The organism is Parabacteroides sp. KHUB-03 (assembly GCF_056640975.1).
The window spans coordinates 3,387,501-3,410,881 of the sequence record NZ_CM153257.1; the positions used below are offsets into that span (position 1 = coordinate 3,387,501).

Below are 23,381 nucleotides of genomic sequence, written 5' to 3' on the forward strand. Positions count from 1 at the left end.
CCAAGCTTATCGCAGCTTATCACGTCCTTCATCGCCTCCGAGAGCCTAGGCATCCACCGTCTGCCCTTGCTTACTTTCTTTCACCTTTGACACCGTACTACGAATAGTACTGCGTCGGGCTGATATATCTTCAGCTTTGCTCTACTTTACTTTATTCTTTTGTCCATCATGTCAAAGATCTTTATGACTGCCTGACGTCACTGACGTCCCAGCAATCCTGGTGGAGAATAACGGATTCGAACCGTTGACCCTCTGCGTGCAAGGCAGATGCTCTAGCCAGCTGAGCTAATCCCCCCTTTTTTCTTGAGATTTTCTTGTAGTCCCAGGCAGAGTTGAACTGCCGACCTCTACATTATCAGTGTAGCGCTCTAACCAACTGAGCTATAGGACTGTCAACTTTGCCTCGATTACTCTCAGCATCATTTTTCTCTCTTTCCCTACCTAAGGACAAACATGGAATCTTATCCATAATTTCTCCTTTTTTGAGTAAGATCATATTTCTTAATACATAGCAACCGTAGTACAAGTAAAGAATATTATACCGATTCCTTTACTCTATTTTTGAGACCCTTTGCTCCAGAAAGGAGGTGTTCCAGCCGCACCTTCCGGTACGGCTACCTTGTTACGACTTAGCCCCAGTCACCAGTTTTACCCTAGGCCGATCCTCAACGGTTACGGACTTCAGGTACCCCCGGCTCCCATGGCTTGACGGGCGGTGTGTACAAGGCCCGGGAACGTATTCACCGCGCCATGGCTGATGCGCGATTACTAGCGAATCCAGCTTCACGGAGTCGAGTTGCAGACTCCGATCCGAACTGAGACATGGTTTGGGGATTAGCATCACATCGCTGTGTAGCTGCCCTTTGTCCATGCCATTGTAACACGTGTGTCGCCCCGGATGTAAGGGCCGTGCTGATTTGACGTCATCCCCACCTTCCTCACAGCTTACGCTGGCAGTCTCACTAGAGTCCTCAGCTTGACCTGTTAGTAACTAGTGATAAGGGTTGCGCTCGTTATGGCACTTAAGCCGACACCTCACGGCACGAGCTGACGACAACCATGCAGCACCTCGTAAAAAGCTATTGCTAGAAAGAGTGTTTCCACTCCGGTCTTCTTACGTTCAAACCCGGGTAAGGTTCCTCGCGTATCATCGAATTAAACCACATGTTCCTCCGCTTGTGCGGGCCCCCGTCAATTCCTTTGAGTTTCACCGTTGCCGGCGTACTCCCCAGGTGGATTACTTAACGCTTTCGCTGTAGAGCTTACTGTATATCGCAAACTCCTAGTAATCATCGTTTACTGCGTGGACTACCAGGGTATCTAATCCTGTTTGATACCCACGCTTTCGTGCTTCAGTGTCAGTGTTGGTTTAGTAAGCTGCCTTCGCAATCGGAGTTCTGCGTGATATCTATGCATTTCACCGCTACACCACGCATTCCGCCTACCTCAAACATACTCAAGATATCCAGTTTCAACGGCAATTTTATGGTTGAGCCACAAACTTTCACCGCTGACTTAAACATCCACCTACGCACCCTTTAAACCCAATAAATCCGGATAACGCTCGCATCCTCCGTATTACCGCGGCTGCTGGCACGGAGTTAGCCGATGCTTATTCAGAGGGTACATACAAAACAGGACACGTCCCGCACTTTATTCCCCTCTAAAAGAAGTTTACAATCCATAGAACCTTCATCCTTCACGCGACTTGGCTGGTTCAGGCTCTCGCCCATTGACCAATATTCCTCACTGCTGCCTCCCGTAGGAGTTTGGTCCGTGTCTCAGTACCAATGTGGGGGACCTTCCTCTCAGAACCCCTATCCATCGCAGACTTGGTGGGCCGTTACCCCACCAACTATCTAATGGAACGCATGCCTATCTATCAGCAATAAATCTTTAACAAATATTCCCATGCGGGATCCCTGTTTCATGTGGTATTAGTCCGACTTTCGCCGGGTTATCCCTCTCTGATAGGTAAGTTGCATACGCGTTACTCACCCGTGCGCCGGTCGTCAGCGGGATATTGCTACCCCCTGCTACCCCTCGACTTGCATGTGTTAAGCCTGTCGCTAGCGTTCATCCTGAGCCAGGATCAAACTCTTCGTTGTTAATTTGTTTCTTATACCTTTTGCTCAGAATCTCTAAATCTATTAAGTAATTGACGGTATTATTATTCTATAAAACAAACATCTAATGTCTGTATAATACTTGTACTACTTGTTGTATGTAAATCTTTCAAAGAACTCGTGCGCTTTCTTTCGATTGCGGGTGCAAAGGTAAGGACTATTTTGAAACTAACAAATATTTCAAAAGAAATTTTTGAAAAAAGTTTCCCGAACTTTTCAGGAGGTTGGACATTTTGCTTAGCCCGGCTAACCTCATCCCCTTCCTAAATTACCTTAAACCTATATTGTTATCAACCACTCTCGCTTGAATGCGGGGACAAAAGTAGTATTACCTTTTTTACTATCCAAACTTTTTAAGGGAATTTTTTAATGTTTTTATATACATATTACATGCAAATACTGGAAATGAGTCAGGTAGCGATAATATATCTCAGCCTATCTTATTTCGTTCGGTTATTTTATGTTTTAATCTCTGCTTTTTTATATCACAGAAAACGACTGTTACGCAAAAACAGATTCATAGTTATGACTTTTCAAAATCATTACGATGAATTGAGTAAATCATTACGATGATTTTTTTTGACGTATGTAAATTTAAGTCATTATCTTTGTACATCTATACTTAATAAAAAACACGAAATAATGAGAAACAGCATTTTATTATTGGGATTTGGATTGTGTACGTTGCTTTCTTGCAAAGAAGTTCCGGCTCCTGCCCCCATTTTGCCGGTTCCCACACCTGCACAAACAGAATGGCACAAAATGGAAACGTATGCATTTGTGCATTTCGGGCTAAACACATTTAATGATCTGGAATGGGGATATGGCAATACGCCAGCCTCAACGTTCAACCCGACCGATCTGGACTGCGACCAATGGGCACGCACTATTAAAGCAGCCGGTCTGAAAGGTGTAATCCTGACTGCCAAACATCACGACGGCTTCTGCCTATGGCAAACAAAAACGACAGACTACAGTGTAAAAAACTCTCCCTGGAAAAACGGACAAGGAGATATGGTAAAGGAACTATCAGATGCATGTCGGAAACACGGACTCAAATTCGGGATATATCTTTCTCCCTGGGATAGAAACAGCTCAAACTACGGCACCCCGGACTATGTGAAAAAATTTCATGCCCAAATGCATGAACTCGTCAGCAACTATGGCCCCTTATTCGAATACTGGTTTGACGGAGCAAATGGAGGAAACGGGTGGTATGGCGGTGCAGACGAAACCCGTTCTATCGATCCAAAGACATATTACAAATATGAAGAAGCCCGTGATACCATCAAGGCTCACCATCCTGATGTAATGATATTCGGAGGAACTGTCCCAGATATACGCTGGATCGGCAATGAAGAAGGATGGGCAGGTGATACTCAATGGAGTTTTTATTCATACGACAAAGAGACCAACTACCAGCAAAGCCAATGGGGTATGGAGGATGGCGATCAATGGCTGGGAGGCGAATGTGATGTATCAATACGTCCGGGTTGGTTTTATCATGCACGTGAAGATCATCAAGTAAAATCGCTCGCTCATCTTGTAGACTTGTATTATCGCAGTGTTGGTCATAATACTAATTTCCTGCTGAACTTCCCGGTTGCATTAAACGGAAAAATCAGTCCACAGGACTCTATCCGGGCTATCGAATGGTATCAGACCATCCAAAACGACTTGAAAACAAATATACTGAAAGATTCCCGTATAGAAGCCAGCAACACTCGCGGGCAAAAATTCCGTGCCAGTTATGCAACAGACGGAGAATGGGACACATATTGGGCTACAGAAGATAATGTACACAACGGCTCTCTAACATTTACACTAGCTCATCCATCAGATGTAAACCGTATTATGATACAGGAATACATCCCACTAGGACAACGCGTAAAATCATTCAATATAGAATATGAGAAGGAAGGAATATGGCACCCGGTAAAGTCTGCCGATACAACTACCACGGTAGGTTATAAACGTATTGTACGCTTTCCAACAGTAAAAGCGAAAAAAATCCGTATCAACTTTACAGATTCGCGTGGTCCACTCTGTATTAATAATGTAGAAGCATTTTTGGCACCAGCCTTAATGACAGAGCCAGTTATTACCCGTAACCTGCATGGAGATGTAACAATCCTGGCCGGTGACAAAGTGGCAGAAATACACTATACAACAGATGGCTCAGAGCCAACCAAAGACTCTCCTTTATATGAAGCACCATTTGCTTTTCGTCAGAAAGGAACTGTTAAGGCTATTTTATATGACGCTACATTCGGCAAAACCAGTCCTGTTTCTACCAAATTGCTAGACATAGCATCCGACAGTTACAAGGTTCTTTCTCCGAAAGACAAAAATACATCCCTGATATTTGACGGAAACGGCTACACCTCCTTCTACTTGCCAATAGGAAAGCAAGAGTTTACTGTACAACTTGATAAAGCATACAAAATAAGAGGTTTTCGTTATACCCCCAACCAAGGACGTGATGCCAGCGGACATATTGCAAACTATCAGCTTTACATCGACAACCGGAAGGTAGCCGAAGGAGAGTTTTCGAATATAAAAGCCAATCCGATCGAACAGGAAATCCATTTCCCTGCAACCAACGGCCAACAAATACGTCTTGTTGCCACCCGCATTGTAGACGATTTGAAACAGGCGGGTATAGGTGAGTTTTCGGTGATAACAGAGTAATGGATAGCTCCCTGAATATTCATTTAACAAAGCTAATCTTCGGCCGCGGTTTATTCAGGGAGTTATTACGGTTGGTAATCCAGCCAATGTTTCGTTAATCAACTCTAGCTGCATACGGGTATCATCGTTAATGTCATTGTAATCGGCAAATACATCGTCTATGTACTTTTTTAATTCCATTATCTGGTTTTCCAGTTCGTCTACTCTGTCAACCCGAGGTAGAACAACCAGCTGGCGGATAGCAACAAAAGTTCGCATGATGCTCATGTTTATCTGTATCGCCGTTTTAGAGTTCAGAACACTACTCAGCATTGCAACACCCAGCTCACTGAATGCATAAGGATTTCGTCTGACACCCATCTTTATTGAATTGGAGGCCACAAATTGTGACTTCCAATTTCGCGTTTCCTCATCTGTAAGTTGAAACATGAAATCTTCCGGGAAACGATCGATATTACGCTTTACTGCTTGATTTAAGGCTTTAGTTTGCACACCATACATTTTCGCCAAATCACGAGCATAACCTTTTGCTCCCGTATCTCGTATATCTTGCTTTGTATCAATTGCAATTGTTCCATAGTCTCTGATTTTGATGTTAATATTTTTGCTACAACAAGAGCAAGTAATCCCAACTGAATTACTTTAATTATACACAAAAGTATGGATAATTATAATTAAAGAGAAATATTTACAAGAATTGAAACAAACAAAAACTACGGGACGTGTAAGTATATTAAGGAGAGAATATAAAAGAGAAGCAGCTACAACTTTCATTGTAACTGCTTGCTTATTAAGGAGTGGTCCCACTTGGGCTTGAACCAAGGACTCCCTGATTATGAGTCAGGTGCTCTAACCAACTGAGCTATGGGACCTATTCAAAGACTAACTCTGAAATCGGATGCAAACTTATGAAACAATCCTGACTTATGCAAATGATTTGCATATTTTTTAAACAAACTACTTTATTTCCGGCCGATCTACTACAAAACGGCAAAAATCATGATACAACTTTTTATCCGTAGAATGAGATGATACACTCAACTTATACAGAGCATTATTACCCTGATAATAAGCCAAACGTTTGGTATCCCATATACCATTTTCACGGAAAGCATTCATATAATCATAAAGGCGATTGCCCCATTCATTCATTCCAACCAACACATTTTCATCAAACTCCACTTCCATATCCATCTCATTTTTGACCGCAATTTGACAAGCTTCATCTAATCGATCATAAGGAACCGATTCATTAAAGAAATAATTGGGTTGGAGAAATGCATAATTAAAACTCAAACCTTTCCACTCATTATAACCGTCCGACTTGAAATAAGGAATCCAGTTAAAGCTATATTTCAGTTCATTCAGATAAGCAGAAATATCACGGACAATGGCACGTGTATTAGTTGCTTCCTCTGCAATCCAGTAAAAGCCTGCCAACTCTACATTTTGCGGCATCAATTCCTTGAATTTTTTCCGAACATAATCAATATACCACTCACAGGCGGCAATACGATCTATAGAATAGGAAAAATCGAGCATCTTTCCATCCTTTAGCGAGCCCCAGTCCTTTTGTCCTTGTATAGGTTCGGGCAAGCCTATCACAATACGGTGTTTTCTGGCAGGTTTTCCAATCCGGGGGATCGCATCGCCAATACATTTATCAAGTGCACCGACTGCAATTTTCGACTGGAAATAAAAGTCCGCCAAATCCATCCAGTCTTTCTGAGTAGCCGGAGCATCTGTATATCCGGACGCAAACATCTTTCCCTTTCCATTATGAATTTCAAGGAATAAAAAACTGTCAAACAACCACTGTTCTTTTCCAGATTCATCCGTATAAGAAACATAAGGAACAAGATGTTCCTTATCCCATACAGTTGTCCGATGCGCACCGCCACCATAAATTAATACCATATCTTTGGTTGGCAACAAAGCCGTACGTTCCTTTTCCCAAGGATAATCTGATTCATCAACAGGGGGAGCAGGCACAGGTTCGGTATCATTCGTATCTCCACAGGAAGACACGAATAATATCAAACATATAATTAATGAGTATAATTTCATTTCGTCAAACCTTTTAGTTTTTTACTCTTTTGTCTTTCTGCAATACGTTTTGCCAATTCCATATATAACTGTTTATCTTCAATATCCTTAGAATGAAACAGATTATAGAAAGCCCTATCGCCCTGGTAATAAGCTATCGGGAACGAAGCAAATGCCCCACATTCATCAAAAGCATTAATATAGTCGGAAAGACGACTACCAAAGCCTCCACTCTTCAATGCTCTTTCATCAAATTCCATTTCGAGGCACATACCATTTTCGGCAGCCAGTTTACACGCTTGGTCAAGGCGTTCGAAAGGAACTTTTTTATCAAAGAAATAATTAGGTTGCAAATAAGCTATATCGAAGCCTAAAGTTTTCCATTCCTGAAATCCATCGGATTTAAAGTAAGGAATCCAATTAAAATTGAAACCTTTAGAGCGGACATAGTCGCCAACATTATGTGCTAATGAACGGCTATTAGTTGCCTCTTCAGCAATCCAGTAGAAACCGGAAAGCTCCAAGTTGTCCAAATTAGCTTCATTAAACTTTTTAATGGCATAATTTACAAACCACTGACAAGCAGCCAAACGATCCTCACCATTCGAAAAGTCCATCACCTTTCCATCTATCTCTCCCCAATCTTTTTGATTTGGAATAGGTTCCGGCATGCCAATTACGACTTTTTTCTTTTCAAATTTTTTCGGATTGGCTGCACGTACTTCGCCAACACAATCATTCAAAGCACACACCATCTGCCCCGGCGTAAAATAATCATCCAGCAATTTTGTCCATTCTTGTCTGCGAGCTCCTTCTTTTTCATAGTATGAAGCAAATCCCCTTCCCTGTCCGTTTTTAATTTCCAGGAAAAGATAACCATCAAACAACCATTGATTCTTTCCTTTACCATCTTTCATGGCCACATAAGGCTCAAACTGGCTTTTATCCCATGCCTTACGATGTGATCCTCCGGCATAAATCAACACCATATCACGGGCAAAGGGTTTTATTGCCAATATTGTTTCCGGCATTACACACAACATCATTACCAAACCTGCAATTACACTTAACAACTTCACATTCTTCATGATTATTAAATATTTTAATTAAAACTCCACTACAAATATAAAAAAAGAGTGTAACAAAAGAATTGTTCTCCTTTTATCACACTCTTAAAAATAACCTATATTACATATTATAACCCCATACATTCACTTCAGAGAGAGAGAATGAGGTCGTCCCCTTATAATTTTCCAAACAACGAAGTCTCAGATAACGGACTTTTGGACTTTTATCTTTTTCGAAATAAAGATTATCGCCTTCACCGAAGTCTGTCAATCTGGAATTAGAATTATCTATGTCACCCAGTTTTGTCCATTCATCCCAATCTCCATTCTGAGAAGGGACACCATCACCTAAATAACCCCATAATTCATAACGCTTAGGGCATACATTTGTATATGCCCAATACAAACTGGCGCGAAAACGATACAGATTTATTGTTTCTCCAATGTCATAAGTAAATGAAGAAGGTGCATTTTCGGGATCACCACAAAGATAATTTCCATAATTAACTTCGTCATACGCTTCGGGTTTAGACATCCTCAATCCGTCCCACAACTTATCTATATTTCCTTCAAGCACACGAGAATCATTGGATAATAAATGAGCTTTATGTTTGCTAACATCAATCATTGTAAATTCCGGAATAGTAGCAGTCAATGTATAGGTAACATCTTTAAGCAAGTTGTTCACTACTACTTCATTTGGTTTCGTAAGATCCAATTTCAGAATCGTATCGGAAGGTGCAATCAATTTAGCCCGTTTGGCAATACTCAAATGCACATTAACATTGGATAAGCTCTGTAAATTTTTCAAACTCAATTCAATCGTTCTTGTTTTATCGGATATTACAGCCTGAACAGTCTCCGCTCCATCTTCAGCAGTAACGGCCTTGATAGGAGTCATTACCGGATTTACAGGAATAGATTCATCCATTCCTTCCTCTTCACAAGACGTAAAACAAAATACAGAATAGAGTATTACGCCTGATAATAAAATTATATTTTTCATAATCTGTTTCTTATTTAATATTACCACCAAGGATTCTGAACCAACGCTTTACTCTTTTCTATTTCTGTCTCAGGTATAGGGAACAAATAATAGGCTTTTTTAAATACGCGGGTTTCAAAAGGCACTCTCTTGTAGAAATCTGTAAATGCAAAACTGTTTGTATTAGCATCTCCGGCATTAATATCCATCCCGAACATACGTCCGCCATCACCAAACTTACGGTCTTTTGCTGCGCCGTCGTCCGGTGTATCGGCCAACCAACGACGACGGGTTGTAAAGTAACGGTCGCCTTCAAAACAAAGTTCAATCTGACGTTCTCGGATTATATAATCACGCTGCGCTTCTTTGTTTCCGGCAATCTGAGGAGTGGCAATAAAAGCACTTGGCACACCGGCACGGCTACGGATCATATCCCAATATTTGCGTATATTCTGATTCCCCGGATCATATTCATTTAATGCTTCAATATAATTCAACAAAATCTGGGCATAGCGGATAAATACGTTTCCGTATTGCTGTGGGAAAACACGATCGTACATATTTGCCATCGGGTCATTGTTTTTATATACCAGATAGCCCGTACGGGAGAAAAATGTATAAGAACCGGACTGGCGGGATTTACCTCCGTAATACAGCTCTGCGCGGGCATAACCATCTTGTTGGCCCGGTGAATTATAGAAATTACGCTTTTCTATATCGTCCGGTAAAGAAGGCATAATACGTTTATTATACAGAATAGAAGCATAAAAACGAGGTTCGCGGTTAGCATACATATTCCAGTCTCCAGCCCAATGCCCCCAGGCTTCAGACTTACGGATATCTGATATCATCTGTTTGCGGCCTTCTTCCGTATTCACTTCACGGTTATTTGGGTTCCAATGCTTGTTAGGGGCTGTAGAAAAGCCTTCTTCCACATAACCAGATGCCGGATCTTCAATTGGTTTTCCGTTTTCCATCAGGAATGCGTCTACGACACGCTGAGTAGCACCTACTCCACCCAATGTTTTAGGTCCGGGAAAAGCATGAATCATCCAGGCCTGTGTATTTGAACCTTCCGAACGGGCAAAAATGACTTCACAGTTCCAGTTGACCAGATGTACATCCACACATGATTTATAAGGATTAAACTCAGCATCTCCATTTTCATTATTTCTGTACAAACGTAGATTGGCTTCAGGATGTTGTTCCGAAATATCAATCACTTCACGGCTGGCAGCAGCAGCTCTGCGCCACTTATTTTCATCATACGTCGTATTTACCAATAAAGTCCCATCTTTATTTACAAAATCGGCATAATCTTTATTACCATTCCATTGCGGACTGGCAGCAAAAGTCAGAATTAATGACTTTACAGCTTTACAAACAATTTTGTTAGGCTTACCCATCCAATTGGTATTATCCTGCCAATGCAGTGGAAGATCTTTCTCCGCTTCATCCATCATCTCGCAAACATAATCTACACATTCATCAAACGGAGCACGTGCCATATTTGCAAAATCTGCGTCATTCGGTTGTTCTTCTTTAATCAAAACAACGGGGCCATATTGACGGATTAATAACCAATAATAATATCCTCTCAAGAACTTGACTTCTGCTTTATACTGCTTTTTCAAATCTTCACTCAATTCTCCACAGCGATCTACATTGTTTTCGAAGACAAAAGAAGCTCTAATGGCACGATACCAGAGAGCATATTTATTATAGAAGTTACTTGAAGTTGTCCAGTTACCCAGATTAATATTATACGTATTATAAACTACCCACGACAAATCACACTCATCTGAGCATCCCAACCATGGATCATCCTGATGCAAATTATGCATTGGAATACCTGCATATACGTTTGCTAAATAACCTTCAGTCTCTATGCGCGAGCTCCAAACCATTTTATCTGTTTTCATATCATCGGGTTGTTTATCCAGATAATCTGCACATCCGGAAAACATAGTGAGAGCTGCAAATAAACCTATTATATAGTTTTTCATATCTGTATTATTTAAAATGAAGTTCTTACACCAAAATTAATCTTTCTCGGAAGCGGATATTTATTACCATTAGAAGTTCCCGTCTCCGGATCCCACATATCCCATTTGGAGAACAAGGCAACATTATTTGCCAACACATAAATACGCAAAGACTTCATGCCTATCGGCGCAATCCATTTTTTCTTAAAAGAATAGCCAACCTCCACATCTGCCAGACGTAGCAAACTACCATCATAGATAGTACGAGTAGAAGCTTGCCAGTTATTGGAAGAACGTCCGTTTGACAAACGAGGATAGAAAGCATTCGGATTGGGATTTTCAGGCGTCCAGCGATCTAAAGCCTTTTCAAATAAATTTCCTTTACCAACACCTTCATTAAACGGAATAAAAGTAGAACCTCCTAAAGCATAAGAGACATGAGCCTGCCCGCGGAAGAAAACACCAAAATCAAAACCGTTCCAGCTTAATTGCGTACCAAAACCATAATTAATTTCAGGGATAGAAGAATAACCTATAGGTACCTCATCCTCAATATCGACAATACCATCACCATTTACATCTTTGTATCTCACATCACCGGGACGAACTACTCCGAATTTTTGCTCTGGTGTAGAAGGATCATCAATTTCGGCCTGATCTTTAAATAACCCTAAAGCTATCAAACCAAACTGTTGTTTATAGCGATTACCGGTTCTCATACGATAAGCCCATTTCTTTTCCGGCTCATCCATTTCAAGAATTTTATTACGCGTAAATGTGAAATTTCCGTATAAACGATAATCCACTTTACCCAAATGGTGACTAAATTCAAGCGTACCATCCACACCTTGGTTAGTCATAACACCCATATTAGCAAATGGCTGCTGATTTAAACCCGCAATAGCAGGTAAAGAGGCACGCTGGATAAGAATATCCGTTCTCTTTTCGTGGAAATAATCGAAATCTAATGATATAGCATTATTAAACATCTTCAATTCTATACCTATATCTTTTTTCAAACCTTTTTCCCATGTCAGATTTTGAATACCAATCTGATCTTCTCCAACACCATTTATATATGAAGGATTCAAACCAAAAGACCAACCACCCAATCCACTTCCATAAGTAGATAAATAACCGAAACGCATATTTTCCGGCAAAGATTCCGAACCAACCAAACCAACAGAACCCCTTATTTTTAATACATTGACAGATGGTATTTTCCAAAACGATTCGTTAGAGAGCAAATATCCTAAAGCTCCGGCAGGAAAGAAACCAAAACGATGTCCCTTGGGAAAGTTTTCAGAACCATTATATCCAAGATTAAACTCTGCAAAATATTTATCCTTGAAAGCATATGTTCCTCTAAAAGCCAGACCTTGTTTCTTATACGGCAAAGATTTAATAGAAGCACTTGCCGTACCATCCACATAGTCACGCTGATAATACATTACCATTCCACTCACACGGTGCATTTCTTTAAATAACTGATTATAATTGAGCTGCAATTTCAATTCTTCTGCACGGTTATTAGAAGAACTGACATCATAACCCAAGAATTCCGAACCTTTATTTACTTCTGAGAATAATAAATTACCGGTTTCATCGTCTACGCCTGTCACAGCATACGTTGTAGACATTTTCCTGCGATTTTGAATAGACTGGCTATTGGAGTCAAATGAAAATGATCCTCTAAATTCCAATCCTTTCAACCAGAAAGACAAATCCTGAGTTAATACAATCTGGCTCATAATCTGTGTGCGAAACAGTTTATTATAACCGGATCCATATAGACGTTCAGCCGGATTTAATTCGCCCACCTGATTGGGAGCTCCCCATCCCCATTTTGTAGAACCGTCAGAGTTCGTACCGATAGGAAGCCGTACCGGACAAGAAAGCGGAGTAGATAAATATGTATAGTAATACAACATCTCAACTGGTGTATAATAAGTACCATACAACCATTCGTTTCCTACGCCAGGCTGGTGTGTATCTGTCAGATTAGCACCTAATTCAATGTTTAAATTAGTTGTTTTGGTTAAAGTAACATCCACATTGGAACGAAAATTATAACGGCGAAGAGTTACATTAGATTTATAATCATTTTCCTTACTATTTTTCAAATTACCATTATCTTCCAAAAAGCTGGCACTAATATAATAACGAGCTCTCTCACCTCCACCCCGAATATTAAGAGAGGCATTCATATTAGAAGAATACTTCTTAAAAACTTCATCTATCCAATTCACATTCGGATAAAGGAAACGGTTTGCATTGTTACGTAAATTTTCAATATAGTCTTGTGAATAATTTTCCTGCCCGAATGCTTCATTATATAACATTGCATAATCTGCTCCGCCCAAAAGCTTCGGCAAATTAGGCAGATCGGAAGTTCCATATTCAAATTTAGCTTCTACCGACGGTGCTTGTGCAACACCTTTACGGGTTGTAACCAAAACAACGCCATTTGCTGCACGTACACCATACACGGCAGTTGCAGATGCATCTTTTAAAATAGAAATGGATTCTACTTCTTCAATGGACAAATCAGACATATCACGTTCAACGCCATCAACCAGCATCAATGGTTTCTGATTAGCCCCAAACGAAGAAATACCACGAACCCAGAAATCGGCATTATCTTGCCCAGGCTCACCTGAGCGCTGCACAACAACAGCACCCGCAATACGTCCCGAAAGTGCTGAAGTCAACGAACGTTGGGGTATTTTCATATTTTCAATAGGAGCGGCAGCTATAGATCCAATCACACTAGCTTTACGCTGTTTACCCATACCAACAACAACTGCTTCATCCAGCTCCTGTACATCTTCTTTCAAAACAATGTCCAATGAGGGATTTTTACCAACCGGCACTTCCTGCAATTTAAATCCGATATAAGAAAACTGAAGAATATCTCCTTTTTGAGCCTTGATTACATAATAACCATTCACATCGGATACAACTCCACTTGTAGACCCTTTAATTACAATATTAACACCGGGAAGCCCCTGCCCTGTAATATCAGAAATTTTACCTCGCACAGTATTATCATCCTGATGCGTCACCGATTTTTCGGGAACATCCGTTTTCTTATAAAGAATAATATGCGAGCCTTCTATACGATAATTCAATTCTGAATTAGACAGCAAAATGCCCAATACATTATCTAAACTTTCTTTTTGAGCATGAACAGAAACACTTTCTTGCAGATTTATTTCATCATCCCTGAACCAGAATGAATAATTACTCTGTTTTTTCACTGCATCCAAAGCCTTTTCCAATGTGACATTATTCAGCGCCAGAGAAATTCTGACATTTTGGGAATGAACATCAGCTGCAGATACAGTAAACAAGGAAAGCAAACAGAATATAAATGTCAATCTCATAACACTAAATAACTTACCACACCCACCTGGATACACAGGTAGATACAGGATGTGCTTTTTTTTCATAACTTTGTACTGATTTTAAATTAAACTTTTTGTGATTTAAATCTTAAAGGTCAGAAGACTGGCGGGTTTTCTGGCCTTTTTTATAGACTTCACGAACTAGGTTGAATCTTTCATAATTATACTTTTAAACAGGTTAACAACTTTAGCATCTTATTTCTCGTATACAAAAACCGAGTCATTTTTGATATTATATCTTATCCGGTTGTCCCAGGATATGATATGAAGTATCTCTTCCAAACTATCCGTAGACTTAAACTGTCCGGTAAAAGTTATCTTCTTTAAATTGTTGGAAGCTATAACAAATTCTTTTTTAAAATGACGTCCGAGAATAGCAGCAATTTCATTGAAGTTATTTTTCTCAAAATAAATTTCTCCTTTTAACCAGGAAGTATACGGATCAGTCTCTATTTGACGTTTTAAAAACTTATTGTTTTCCTTATTAAATAAAAGCTGTTCGCCCGGTACCAAGACAGTTTCTTCCATTTTATTTGCCAAATCCCGCACACCAACCTGTCCTTCAAGCAAAGTTACTGCAGTATTTAACGATTCATTATACGACTGAACATTAAACTTTGTTCCATAAACACAAACTTTCAATGCTTCACAGGTAACAATAAACGGATGATCCGAATCATGCGTTACTTCAAAATAAGCTTCACCTGATAAGTTTATATTTCGATTTTTACAAAAAGCTGAATTATATTCAATTGCAGAACCTGCATTTAATATCACTTTAGATTTATCTGGTAAAATCAATTCTTTCGTTTCGCCATTCATAACCTCAACCCGGACTAAGTCTCCTGACGAATTTATGTCATGCAAATAAAAAAATGCTCCCACAGACACTAGAACAGCAACTACAGCAGCCACAGATATCAGTTTCACAAATATTGAATGGCGTCGGGCTCCTTTGATTTTATGAATAACGCGACTTCTAATATCTTCTTTCAATTCCTCTGCTACCGATTCAACAGACGAAGAAATTTGAATCCGTTTAGTAAAACGACTTTCCTCTTCTGTATTTTTCATTATTTCTTTCACAAAACACCTCCTTTTTATATAGAGGAGTCATGCTTTAAAAAAAAGGTTTAAAAGAAATCGATATTTTTATCAATTATTTTACAAAACGATAAAAAATAGTATCGCCAGATCAATATCCGGATAGTATTTGCGCATTTGTTCTACAATCTTTTTTACTGCAATTCGAGCTTGTACATGGACAGTGCTTTCTGCCAGACCAAGTATCTCAGCTATTTCCCGATACTTAAGTCCATCCCTACGGGACATCATAAAAATAATACGGCTTTTTTCCGGAAGGTCATTGATTACTCCGGTTAACATTTGCTCTATTTCACTTGTCAAAAGGTCACTTTCGGGATTATCGTCCAATTGTTCCACAGACATGGGGATCTGATCCAGCATTACATACTTAGACGAAGAGTTATTATTCAAATAACGGTAACATGCATTTTTGGCAATAATATAAAGGTACAATTCAATATTTGTAATCTCGGGCAATCTTTTCTTCGATTTCCAAACAGAAAGAAAGACATCAGAAACTACTTCACGACAAGCTTCCTTATTACGAAGAAAACAATAACAGAAACGAAAAGTCTTTGTATAATAGCAATCATAGAATTGGTTAAATGCAATCATGTTGTCTTCCGACACTTTTTGCAAAAGGTTTCTTATTTTATCTGTATCTTTCATGAAATAAAATTAACATAGGGCAGAATATTGATATATTCTGCCCTTTCCCATTTAAATGGGAAAATTATTTTTCTGCAACTTCTTTTGCGGAGAACTCCATTAAGTATGATTTAATAAAACCATCTATTTTACCATCCATTACAGCATTAACATCAGAAGTTTGATAATTGGTACGATGATCTTTTACCCGGCGATCATCAAAAACATAACTACGAATCTGTGATCCCCATTCTATTTTTTTCTTTCCGGCTTCAATCTTTGCCCGCTCAGCCATACGATGTTGCAATTCTTTATCATAAAGAATTGAGCGCAATTGACGCATTGCATTTTCACGGTTTTTAGGTTGATCACGCGTTTCCGTATTTTCAATTAAAATTTCTTCTTCCTCTCCTGTATACGGGTCCTTGAACTGATAACGCAAACGTACTCCGGATTCAACCTTATTAACATTCTGCCCACCTGCTCCTCCTGAACGGAATGTATCCCAGGAAATAGCAGCTTGATCAATCTTCACCTCTATTGTATCATCCACCAAAGGAGTTACAAATACAGAAGCAAAAGAAGTCATCCGCTTCCCTTGTGCATTATAAGGAGATACACGTACCAGACGATGGACACCATTTTCACTTTTCAGATAACCATAAGCATAATCGCCTTCAATATTAATGGTTGTCGTTTTTATACCCGCTTCATCGCCTTCCTGATAATTGGCAATAGAAATCTTATAGTTATTGTTTTCTGCCCAACGCATATACATACGCATTAACATAGAAGCCCAATCTTGACTTTCGGTTCCTCCGGCTCCCGAGTTAATCTTGAGTACACAACTCATTTGGTCTGCTTCGTCACGAAGCATATTACGGAATTCCAAATCTTCTATTAACCGAATGGCTTTACTATATGCCTGGTCTACTTCCTCTTCCGTAATAATTTCTTCCTTTACGTAGTCATACGACAGTTGTAACTCTTCCGCAGCATTTTGAACTTCATTATATAACTCAATCCACTTTTTCAGTTCTTTTACCTTTTTCATCTGGGCTTCAGCACGTTTGGCATCTTCCCAAAATTCAGGATCATGGGTACGAAGTTCTTCTTCCTCTAACTGGATGGTCTTGCCATCTATGTCAAAGATACCCCCTCAGCGCCCGCTGACGCTCCAACACATTATTTAGTTGGTCTGATGTTATCATATTTATGTTATTATTATTTTCTACAAAGATAAGTATTAAGTCAACACCCGGCAACCCTATTATTCCTGATACATGGCCTCAATCTGTTCCGCATATTTCTTTGCTACGACCGGACGACGTAATTTAAGAGTATCGGTAAGCTCACGGCCTTCCATTGTAAACGGTTGTGATAATAAAGTAAAACGTTTAATTCGTTCATAAGAAGCCAGATTCTTCTGGTGTTCTTCAATCCGAGACTCTATTAATCGAATTATATCTTTATTGCTCATCAAATCTTCACGGTTTTCATATCGAATACCTTTTTGTTCTGCATACTGCTCCAATAAAGAGTAAACCGGTACAATCAAAGCACTAACAAACTTTCTCTGGTCGCCTATAACAGCAATCTGTTCTATATATTTATCGCTGCTCATCAACATTTCAATAGCCTGCGGGGCGACATATTTACCATTGGAAGTTTTATATAAATCTTTAATTCGTTCTGTAAAGAACAGCACATTGCCTTCCAACCGGCCAGCATCTCCTGTCCGGAAAAAACCATCTTCAGTAAAAGATTTCGCATTCTCTTCAGGTTTATTATAATAACCGGAAGTTACTGTTTTTCCTTTTACCAGTATCTCATTATTAGCTTCGTCTATTTTAACCTGTATATCCGGCATAATAGTTCCTATAGAACCAAATATGAATCCTTCTTCGGGATAAAAACAAACGGTTGCAGTCGTTTCACTTAGCCCGTATCCATAACGGATCGGAATATTAACAGATTGCAAAAATTCATTAACCTCATCGGATAAAGGAGCTCCAGCGACAGGGAAAAAGCGCCCGCGATCTATACCTAAAACCTTTTTTAAGAGCGTGAAAACAGTTTTATCATAAAAAGCAAACTTCGTACTAAGTCCGCATGGTGCTTTCAATCCTTTATTTTTATATTCCAAATTATACAAACGTCCGGTTTCTATCGCATCCAAAAAGATTTTTTTCATGAACGGAGATGACGAATTAATTTTCTCATGAACTCCTACATAAACTTTTTCCCAAAAACGAGGAACATTGCACATTAAAGTAGGACGTACCTCCACCAAAGTCTTTTGAATCATTTTTGGATCCAAATTAATTGCAACTTTCACACCTTTATGCAAACAATAATATACCCACGCTTTTTCAAAAATATGGGTCAATGGGAGAAAGCACATTGAAGTATCTTTATCTGTAACCATTGGCAAACGGATATCATGGATACGCATTGCTTCCAAATAATTAGAATGATGAAGCATCACTCCCTTGGATTCCCCTGTTGTACCTGACGTATATATTATCGTAGCCAAATCTTCCGGAGTAGCTCCGTTCATACGGATTTTCACAGCAGATGCAGCATGAGTATTATCCCCAAAACGCAAAAAGTCATCAAAATAAACAGATGTTTTATCCTCCGGGTTCAACTTTACGGAAGAATCAAAAATAATTATACGCTTTAATATGGCAGATTCTTTTTGAACTTTAAATGCATTATTGTATTGTAATTGCTCACCGACAAAAAGAGTACGGATATTAGCATCATTAATAATATATTCAATCTGTGCAGGAGAATTGGTTGCATACATCGGCACAGATACAATCCGATTTGTATAAGCTCCAAAATCAGTATATAAACATTGAGGCATATTCTGGGAATAGACACCAATATTTTCCTGTACTTCTATTCCAAACTCAGCCATAGCTTCAGCAGTCAGCATAACTTTATCGGCAAATTCTCTCCATGAGATTTTCAACCATTTCCCGCTTACATTATCTCTGTATTTAAGAGCTGTACGCGAACCATATTTTTCAGCTTGCCGCTGTATCAACTCGGCATAATGATAATAAATCATAACCCTTTATTTTGTATTGTTGACGCAAAAATAAGCTTTTATATTCTAAAAGACATAGGTTTACTTCTATTTTTACACAGATCAATCTATTTTGTGCAATAATTAGAGTCTATAATGATAACCGGTTCCAAATTGTTTTATACCGGAAAAACAAAAGTTTCATCCTAATGAAACAAAAGTTTTATGCAGATAAAACAAATGCTTTATGCTAGAGAAATAAACACCGACAGCACCACCTAATAATAGTAGATAATAAACAATAACACTTCTCATATTGTTAAAAGAACATAAACCATAGTAGTATGTATTGCATAGTACACAGGCATTACATATTTTTGTAACATAAAACAATAAACAATGAATGCAGAGAACGTAAAATCACAAATGAGGAAGGGAACATTGGAATATTGCATTCTACTACTCCTCAAAAAAGAGCCGGCTTACACCTCTGACATAATTCAGAAGTTACAAGAAGCAAAACTGATTGTTGTAGAAGGTACATTATATCCTCTTTTAACTCGCTTAAAAAACAGCGAACTTTTAAGTTATCAATGGATAGAATCAACTCAGGGGCCTCCTCGCAAGTATTACCAGTTAACAGAAAAAGGCATTGTCTTCCTTGGAGAACTGGAAACTTCCTGGCAGGAATTAAATGATACAATAAACCACATTAGAAACAATTAAAAATAAAGACAATGAAGAAGACACTTACTGTTAATCTGGGAGGAACGGTTTTCCACATTGACGAAGATGCATATCAGTTATTAGACAAATATTTATCTAATCTCCGGGTCCACTTCAATAAAGAAGAAGGAACCGATGAAATTATGGGAGACTTTGAAATGCGTATTTCAGAGTTACTGAGCGAGCGTGTCCGGCTGGGCTATAATGTTATCACAATAGAGAATGTAGAAGAAGTGATAAAGCGCATGGGTAAACCCGAAGAAATCTTTGAAGAAGAGGAAGAAAAAAGCAAAGAAGAGCCCAAAGCCCGTCCTATGCAAGAACATCAGGCTTACTCTGAAAAGAAAAGACTCATGCGTGATCCGGACAATCGCGTATTAGGAGGAGTAGCTGGCGGTATTGCTGCTTATATGGGTTGGGACGTAACAGCTGTCCGTTTAGCTATGATTATTCTTCTTCTCATACCTTATGCGCCAATAGTAATTATTTATATCATTCTTTGGATTGTCATGCCTGTTGCACATACTGCTGCTGATAAATTAATTATGCGTGGAGAAAGTGTTACATTGGAAAATATAGGAAAAACTGTTACCGATGGTTTTGAAAAAGTAAGTAATAATGTAAATGACTACATCAGCTCCGAACAACCCAGAAATTTCTTCCAGAAATTAGCTGATGCATTTGTTATGATTATCGGTTTTATACTCAAATTTTTCACTATACTAATAGGTATTATCTTATTACCGGTACTTTTATTAGTTATATTTATTCTGGTTATAGTAACAATTGCACTCGCAGCCGGAGGAGCCGGCTTTATCTATCATTTATCACCATTCGGAATGGATTTATACAATGGAGCTCCTATCCCATTAGTTATTTTAGGATGCCTGGGAACGATTTTATTGATTGGTATTCCGGTATTTTCTTTGGTATACACTATATGCGGACAGTTATTTAAAGCAAAACCATTACCAACACAAGCCAAATGGACTTTATTAGTATTATGGATCATTTCAATGTTAATTTGCGGTATCTATCTATATTACACCAATATTAATGGATGGAACACGTTACTTTGGGACAATCTTTCCATTCATATATAATACAGCTTCGTTAAAATAAATAATTTCCATAGTTATAATTGTGCGTTAAAAAAAGGAAGGCCGCTCTGTCTCAGAGGGGCCTTCTTCCAAGGTTAACAAATTTATGAGTAAAAACCACTAATGAATCTAATTTAGCCTATTTGCAAGTCCTAATAAACATAGCTTACATAATAGAGATTACAAATATAATAATCTTATTTAGAAATTAAAATAAATATTTCTTATTTATATTCTTTCTGAATTTTAGCCGCAATTTCTGCTAACTTTTCCTGGGATATTTCCAGCTTCTTTCCACCAAAATACATATCCGATTCTTTTGTAATAGGAATCAAATGAATATGGGCATGGGGAACTTCCAACCCCATAACAGCCAGCCCTACTCGTTTACAGGCTATAGCAGATTCTTGCGCATGAGCAACCCGTTTAGCAAATGCCATCATTCGGCCGAGCATGGGATCGTCAATATCAAAAATATAATCAACTTCTTTTTTCGGAATTACTAACGTATGCCCTAAAGCTACCGGATTTATATCCAGAAAAGCAAAAAATTCGTCATTCTCTGCCACTTTATGGCACGGAATCTCTCCTGCTACTATTCTGCTGAATATCGTTGCCATTGCCTTTTATGATTAAATAGATATATCCATAATTTCGAAACTCATTATACCAGACGGTACTTTTATTTCAACAATATCACCCACTCTCTTGCCCATTAAACCCTGAGCGATAGGAGTACTTACAGCAATCTTACCTTCTTTCAGATTAGCCTCCGAATCTGACACCAGCATATATGTCATTACCGCATTATTCTTCGTATTTTTTATCTTTACTTTATTCAAAATCTGAATTTCTTCTGTCTGCACACGAGACTCATCAATCAAACGGGCATTAGAAATCAATGATTTTAATTGAGCCAACTTTGCCTCCATTATTCCCTGTGCCTCTTTAGCTGCATCATATTCTGCATTTTCAGACAAATCGCCTTTGTCTCTCGCTTCAGCTATTTGTGCAGAGATTTCAGGACGTTTCACGGTTTCAAGATAGTTGATCTCTGCCAAAATCTTGTTATAACCTTCCTCTGTCATATAACTAACAGCCATATTAAATCCTCCTTAAATTTTTATTTTAACAAATTTATTTACGACATAATAAAAAAAGAATCCCGACCAGTACCTGGCCGGAACTCCTCTTCTATTTCATTAACACTTTACAAAAGTATGCTTTTTTTTCAAGACATACAACTTTCTAAAAGTGCTTTACAACATATCTACTTGATTGTTTACTAAGAATTTCACAGAACCGACTTCACATCAGATTCTAATTTTTTCACATCATCAACACGTTTTACCAAATTACCTTTCCGGTCTAAAATAAATATTGCAGGTAGTTGTTTCACATTATATAAACCGGCAATTTGAGAATAAACCGATTGCGGATCACGCACACATATCCATGGAAGATTTGAAGCACCGTTTTTCCAGAAATGAGAATCGCTATCCAGAGAAATCTGATATATTTCCAATCCCTTATCATGGTACTTAGTGTACAAATCTCCCAACTCCATATTTAACGCAGGAGACCATTCAGTCTGAAAAGCCGTAAAATTAATCAACACCGGCCTGTCTTTAGCAATCTCTGAAAGCTTAACAACATTACCACGAACGTTGGGCAATGCTATATCCACGAAACTTATTTCATTTGCATCTACATTATTCAATGTCACAGGACGTTGGGCACGAATTACTTTTATAGATTGCAATGCTAAATTATGGAGATGTTTCGAGCGGGGACTTTCCGGATAATAATGATCAAAGCTAGTAGCAACCGCGCCATAAGCTTTAGAATCCTTCTTGTCATATAAATCGAAAAATAATAAGCCATCTACCTGCTGAAATAAAGCAAAATAAGCCGCAGCCGACATCGGGGCGGAATAAATATACTTAAATGCCACATCTTTATATGCATTTGCCGCAGCCAGAACCTTGTCCCTGTATGTAGTATCTGCTAATTGTTTCGCTTCATACTCTTTACGTAAACGACCTATTATCTGATTTGCATCCAATTGAGCCAGAGTAATAGCTTTCATCGCTTTACAATTTTCAGAACCATCGACAGTATAAGAGGTCGCAAATGTACCTGCATCAGCAGCAATTGTAATAGTTTCCGTTGAATCTACAGAAAAGTTAATCAATTGATTATTTAATCTCAGTTGATAAAAATCAGGAAAAGCAGGACGGGGTTTCGAAAACTTGAATTTACCGGAAGCAGTCAATTTTACCGAATCCAGTAAAGTAACATTTGATATGCCTACATTCTCCAAATACATTATCTGGCCATCAGCACCCGCTACCACACCTTTCACCGTAAATTCAGATTTATTACAAGACGTAAATAAAAATGACATCACACAGAGCACAACCAGCAATTTAGTAGATATTTGTTTCATTGCTTTTTATATCTATATATTTTGTGCT

Annotated in this window: 15 protein-coding genes, 3 tRNA genes, 2 rRNA genes and 1 pseudogene (1 of these 21 only partly in view); 3 read left to right on the forward strand and 18 right to left on the reverse strand. The window is 38.7% G+C overall.

Translation table 11 applies throughout. The annotated features are described in order from the left end of the window. The 4 genes from ACYIB7_RS14490 to ACYIB7_RS14505 all read right to left on the reverse strand — a co-directional run. A 23S ribosomal RNA gene (locus ACYIB7_RS14490) occupies positions 1 to 80 on the reverse strand (it extends 2,799 nt beyond the left edge of the window). A gap of 138 nt (positions 81 to 218) precedes the next feature. Next, positions 219 to 295, reverse strand: a tRNA-Ala gene (locus tag ACYIB7_RS14495). Positions 296 to 317: 22 nt separating this feature from the next. Then, positions 318 to 391: transfer RNA gene (locus tag ACYIB7_RS14500), tRNA-Ile, on the reverse strand. A 189-nt stretch (positions 392 to 580) separates the two neighbouring features. Continuing rightward, positions 581 to 2,108 (reverse strand): 16S ribosomal RNA (locus ACYIB7_RS14505). The 16S and 23S rRNA genes sit together here with 2 tRNA genes alongside, the layout of an rRNA operon. 660 nt (positions 2,109 to 2,768) lie before the next feature. Here ACYIB7_RS14505 and ACYIB7_RS14510 point away from each other — a divergent pair. Further along, positions 2,769 to 4,817: an alpha-L-fucosidase gene (locus ACYIB7_RS14510; protein WP_480337567.1), complete on the forward strand. Its 2,049-nt coding sequence runs from the start codon at positions 2,769 to 2,771 to the stop codon at positions 4,815 to 4,817. A gap of 19 nt (positions 4,818 to 4,836) precedes the next feature. Here the strand turns inward: ACYIB7_RS14510 and ACYIB7_RS14515 are convergent. From ACYIB7_RS14515 to ACYIB7_RS14565, 11 genes and pseudogenes are all read right to left on the reverse strand, one after another. Continuing rightward, positions 4,837 to 5,395 (reverse strand): annotated as a pseudogene (locus ACYIB7_RS14515) (ORF6N domain-containing protein). A 220-nt stretch (positions 5,396 to 5,615) separates the two neighbouring features. Next, a tRNA-Ile gene (locus ACYIB7_RS14520) sits at positions 5,616 to 5,689 on the reverse strand. An 85-nt stretch (positions 5,690 to 5,774) separates the two neighbouring features. Then, the gene (locus ACYIB7_RS14525; protein WP_099464612.1) at positions 5,775 to 6,884 is read right to left on the reverse strand and encodes a DUF4855 domain-containing protein; all 1,110 of its coding nucleotides are present in this window, start codon (positions 6,882 to 6,884) and stop codon (positions 5,775 to 5,777) included. Continuing rightward, a complete protein-coding gene (locus tag ACYIB7_RS14530; protein ID WP_103983598.1) occupies positions 6,881 to 7,951 on the reverse strand; it encodes a DUF4855 domain-containing protein in 1,071 nt (356 codons plus the stop codon). Before ACYIB7_RS14530 ends, ACYIB7_RS14525 begins: the two co-directional genes overlap by 4 nt. 100 nt (positions 7,952 to 8,051) lie before the next feature. Continuing rightward, positions 8,052 to 8,936 carry a DUF5000 domain-containing lipoprotein gene (locus tag ACYIB7_RS14535; protein WP_103983599.1) on the reverse strand — a complete coding sequence of 295 codons (885 nt, stop codon included), beginning with the start codon at positions 8,934 to 8,936 and terminating at the stop codon, positions 8,052 to 8,054. 20 nt (positions 8,937 to 8,956) lie between these two features. Continuing rightward, positions 8,957 to 10,921 (reverse strand): RagB/SusD family nutrient uptake outer membrane protein, encoded by a 1,965-nt coding sequence (locus ACYIB7_RS14540; RefSeq protein ID WP_480337570.1) that lies wholly within the window; start codon positions 10,919 to 10,921, stop codon positions 8,957 to 8,959. An 11-nt stretch (positions 10,922 to 10,932) separates the two neighbouring features. Then, on the reverse strand, positions 10,933 to 14,286 hold the full coding sequence (locus tag ACYIB7_RS14545) for a TonB-dependent receptor (RefSeq protein WP_160034697.1): 3,354 nt from the start codon (positions 14,284 to 14,286) through the stop codon (positions 10,933 to 10,935). Positions 14,287 to 14,502: 216 nt separating this feature from the next. Next, positions 14,503 to 15,393: a FecR family protein gene (locus ACYIB7_RS14550; RefSeq protein WP_146059473.1), complete on the reverse strand. Its 891-nt coding sequence runs from the start codon at positions 15,391 to 15,393 to the stop codon at positions 14,503 to 14,505. Positions 15,394 to 15,471: 78 nt separating this feature from the next. Next, positions 15,472 to 16,062, reverse strand: a complete 591-nt coding sequence (locus ACYIB7_RS14555) for an RNA polymerase sigma-70 factor (protein WP_103983603.1) — start codon at positions 16,060 to 16,062, stop codon at positions 15,472 to 15,474. Positions 16,063 to 16,126: 64 nt separating this feature from the next. Beyond that, positions 16,127 to 17,252 (reverse strand): peptide chain release factor 2 gene (gene prfB, locus ACYIB7_RS14560; protein WP_146059474.1). Its coding sequence is split into 2 segments (ribosomal slippage): positions 16,127 to 17,188 and positions 17,190 to 17,252, totalling 1,125 coding nucleotides; the frame shifts between segments, so codons are not numbered across the junction. 59 nt (positions 17,253 to 17,311) lie between these two features. Next, a complete protein-coding gene (locus ACYIB7_RS14565; protein ID WP_103983605.1) occupies positions 17,312 to 19,120 on the reverse strand; it encodes an AMP-dependent synthetase/ligase in 1,809 nt (602 codons plus the stop codon). 357 nt (positions 19,121 to 19,477) lie between these two features. Here ACYIB7_RS14565 and ACYIB7_RS14570 point away from each other — a divergent pair, with 357 nt between their 5' ends. Both ACYIB7_RS14570 and ACYIB7_RS14575 read left to right on the forward strand, forming a co-directional pair. Next, complete coding sequence (locus ACYIB7_RS14570; RefSeq protein ID WP_099464621.1) at positions 19,478 to 19,804, forward strand: PadR family transcriptional regulator; 327 nt, start codon at positions 19,478 to 19,480, stop codon at positions 19,802 to 19,804. Positions 19,805 to 19,815: 11 nt separating this feature from the next. Continuing rightward, positions 19,816 to 20,907 carry a PspC domain-containing protein gene (locus ACYIB7_RS14575; protein ID WP_103983606.1) on the forward strand — a complete coding sequence of 364 codons (1,092 nt, stop codon included), beginning with the start codon at positions 19,816 to 19,818 and terminating at the stop codon, positions 20,905 to 20,907. Positions 20,908 to 21,128: 221 nt separating this feature from the next. Here ACYIB7_RS14575 and ACYIB7_RS14580 read toward each other — a convergent pair whose 3' ends face one another. The 3 genes from ACYIB7_RS14580 to ACYIB7_RS14590 form a co-directional block, all read right to left on the reverse strand. Continuing rightward, on the reverse strand, positions 21,129 to 21,524 hold the full coding sequence (locus ACYIB7_RS14580) for an HIT family protein (protein ID WP_099464623.1): 396 nt from the start codon (positions 21,522 to 21,524) through the stop codon (positions 21,129 to 21,131). Between the two features lie 12 nt (positions 21,525 to 21,536). Then, positions 21,537 to 22,007, reverse strand: a complete 471-nt coding sequence (gene greA / locus ACYIB7_RS14585) for a transcription elongation factor GreA (protein ID WP_099464624.1) — start codon at positions 22,005 to 22,007, stop codon at positions 21,537 to 21,539. A 191-nt stretch (positions 22,008 to 22,198) separates the two neighbouring features. Further along, on the reverse strand, positions 22,199 to 23,353 hold the full coding sequence (locus ACYIB7_RS14590) for a TlpA disulfide reductase family protein (RefSeq protein ID WP_103983607.1): 1,155 nt from the start codon (positions 23,351 to 23,353) through the stop codon (positions 22,199 to 22,201). Between the last annotated feature and the right edge of the window lie 28 nt (positions 23,354 to 23,381).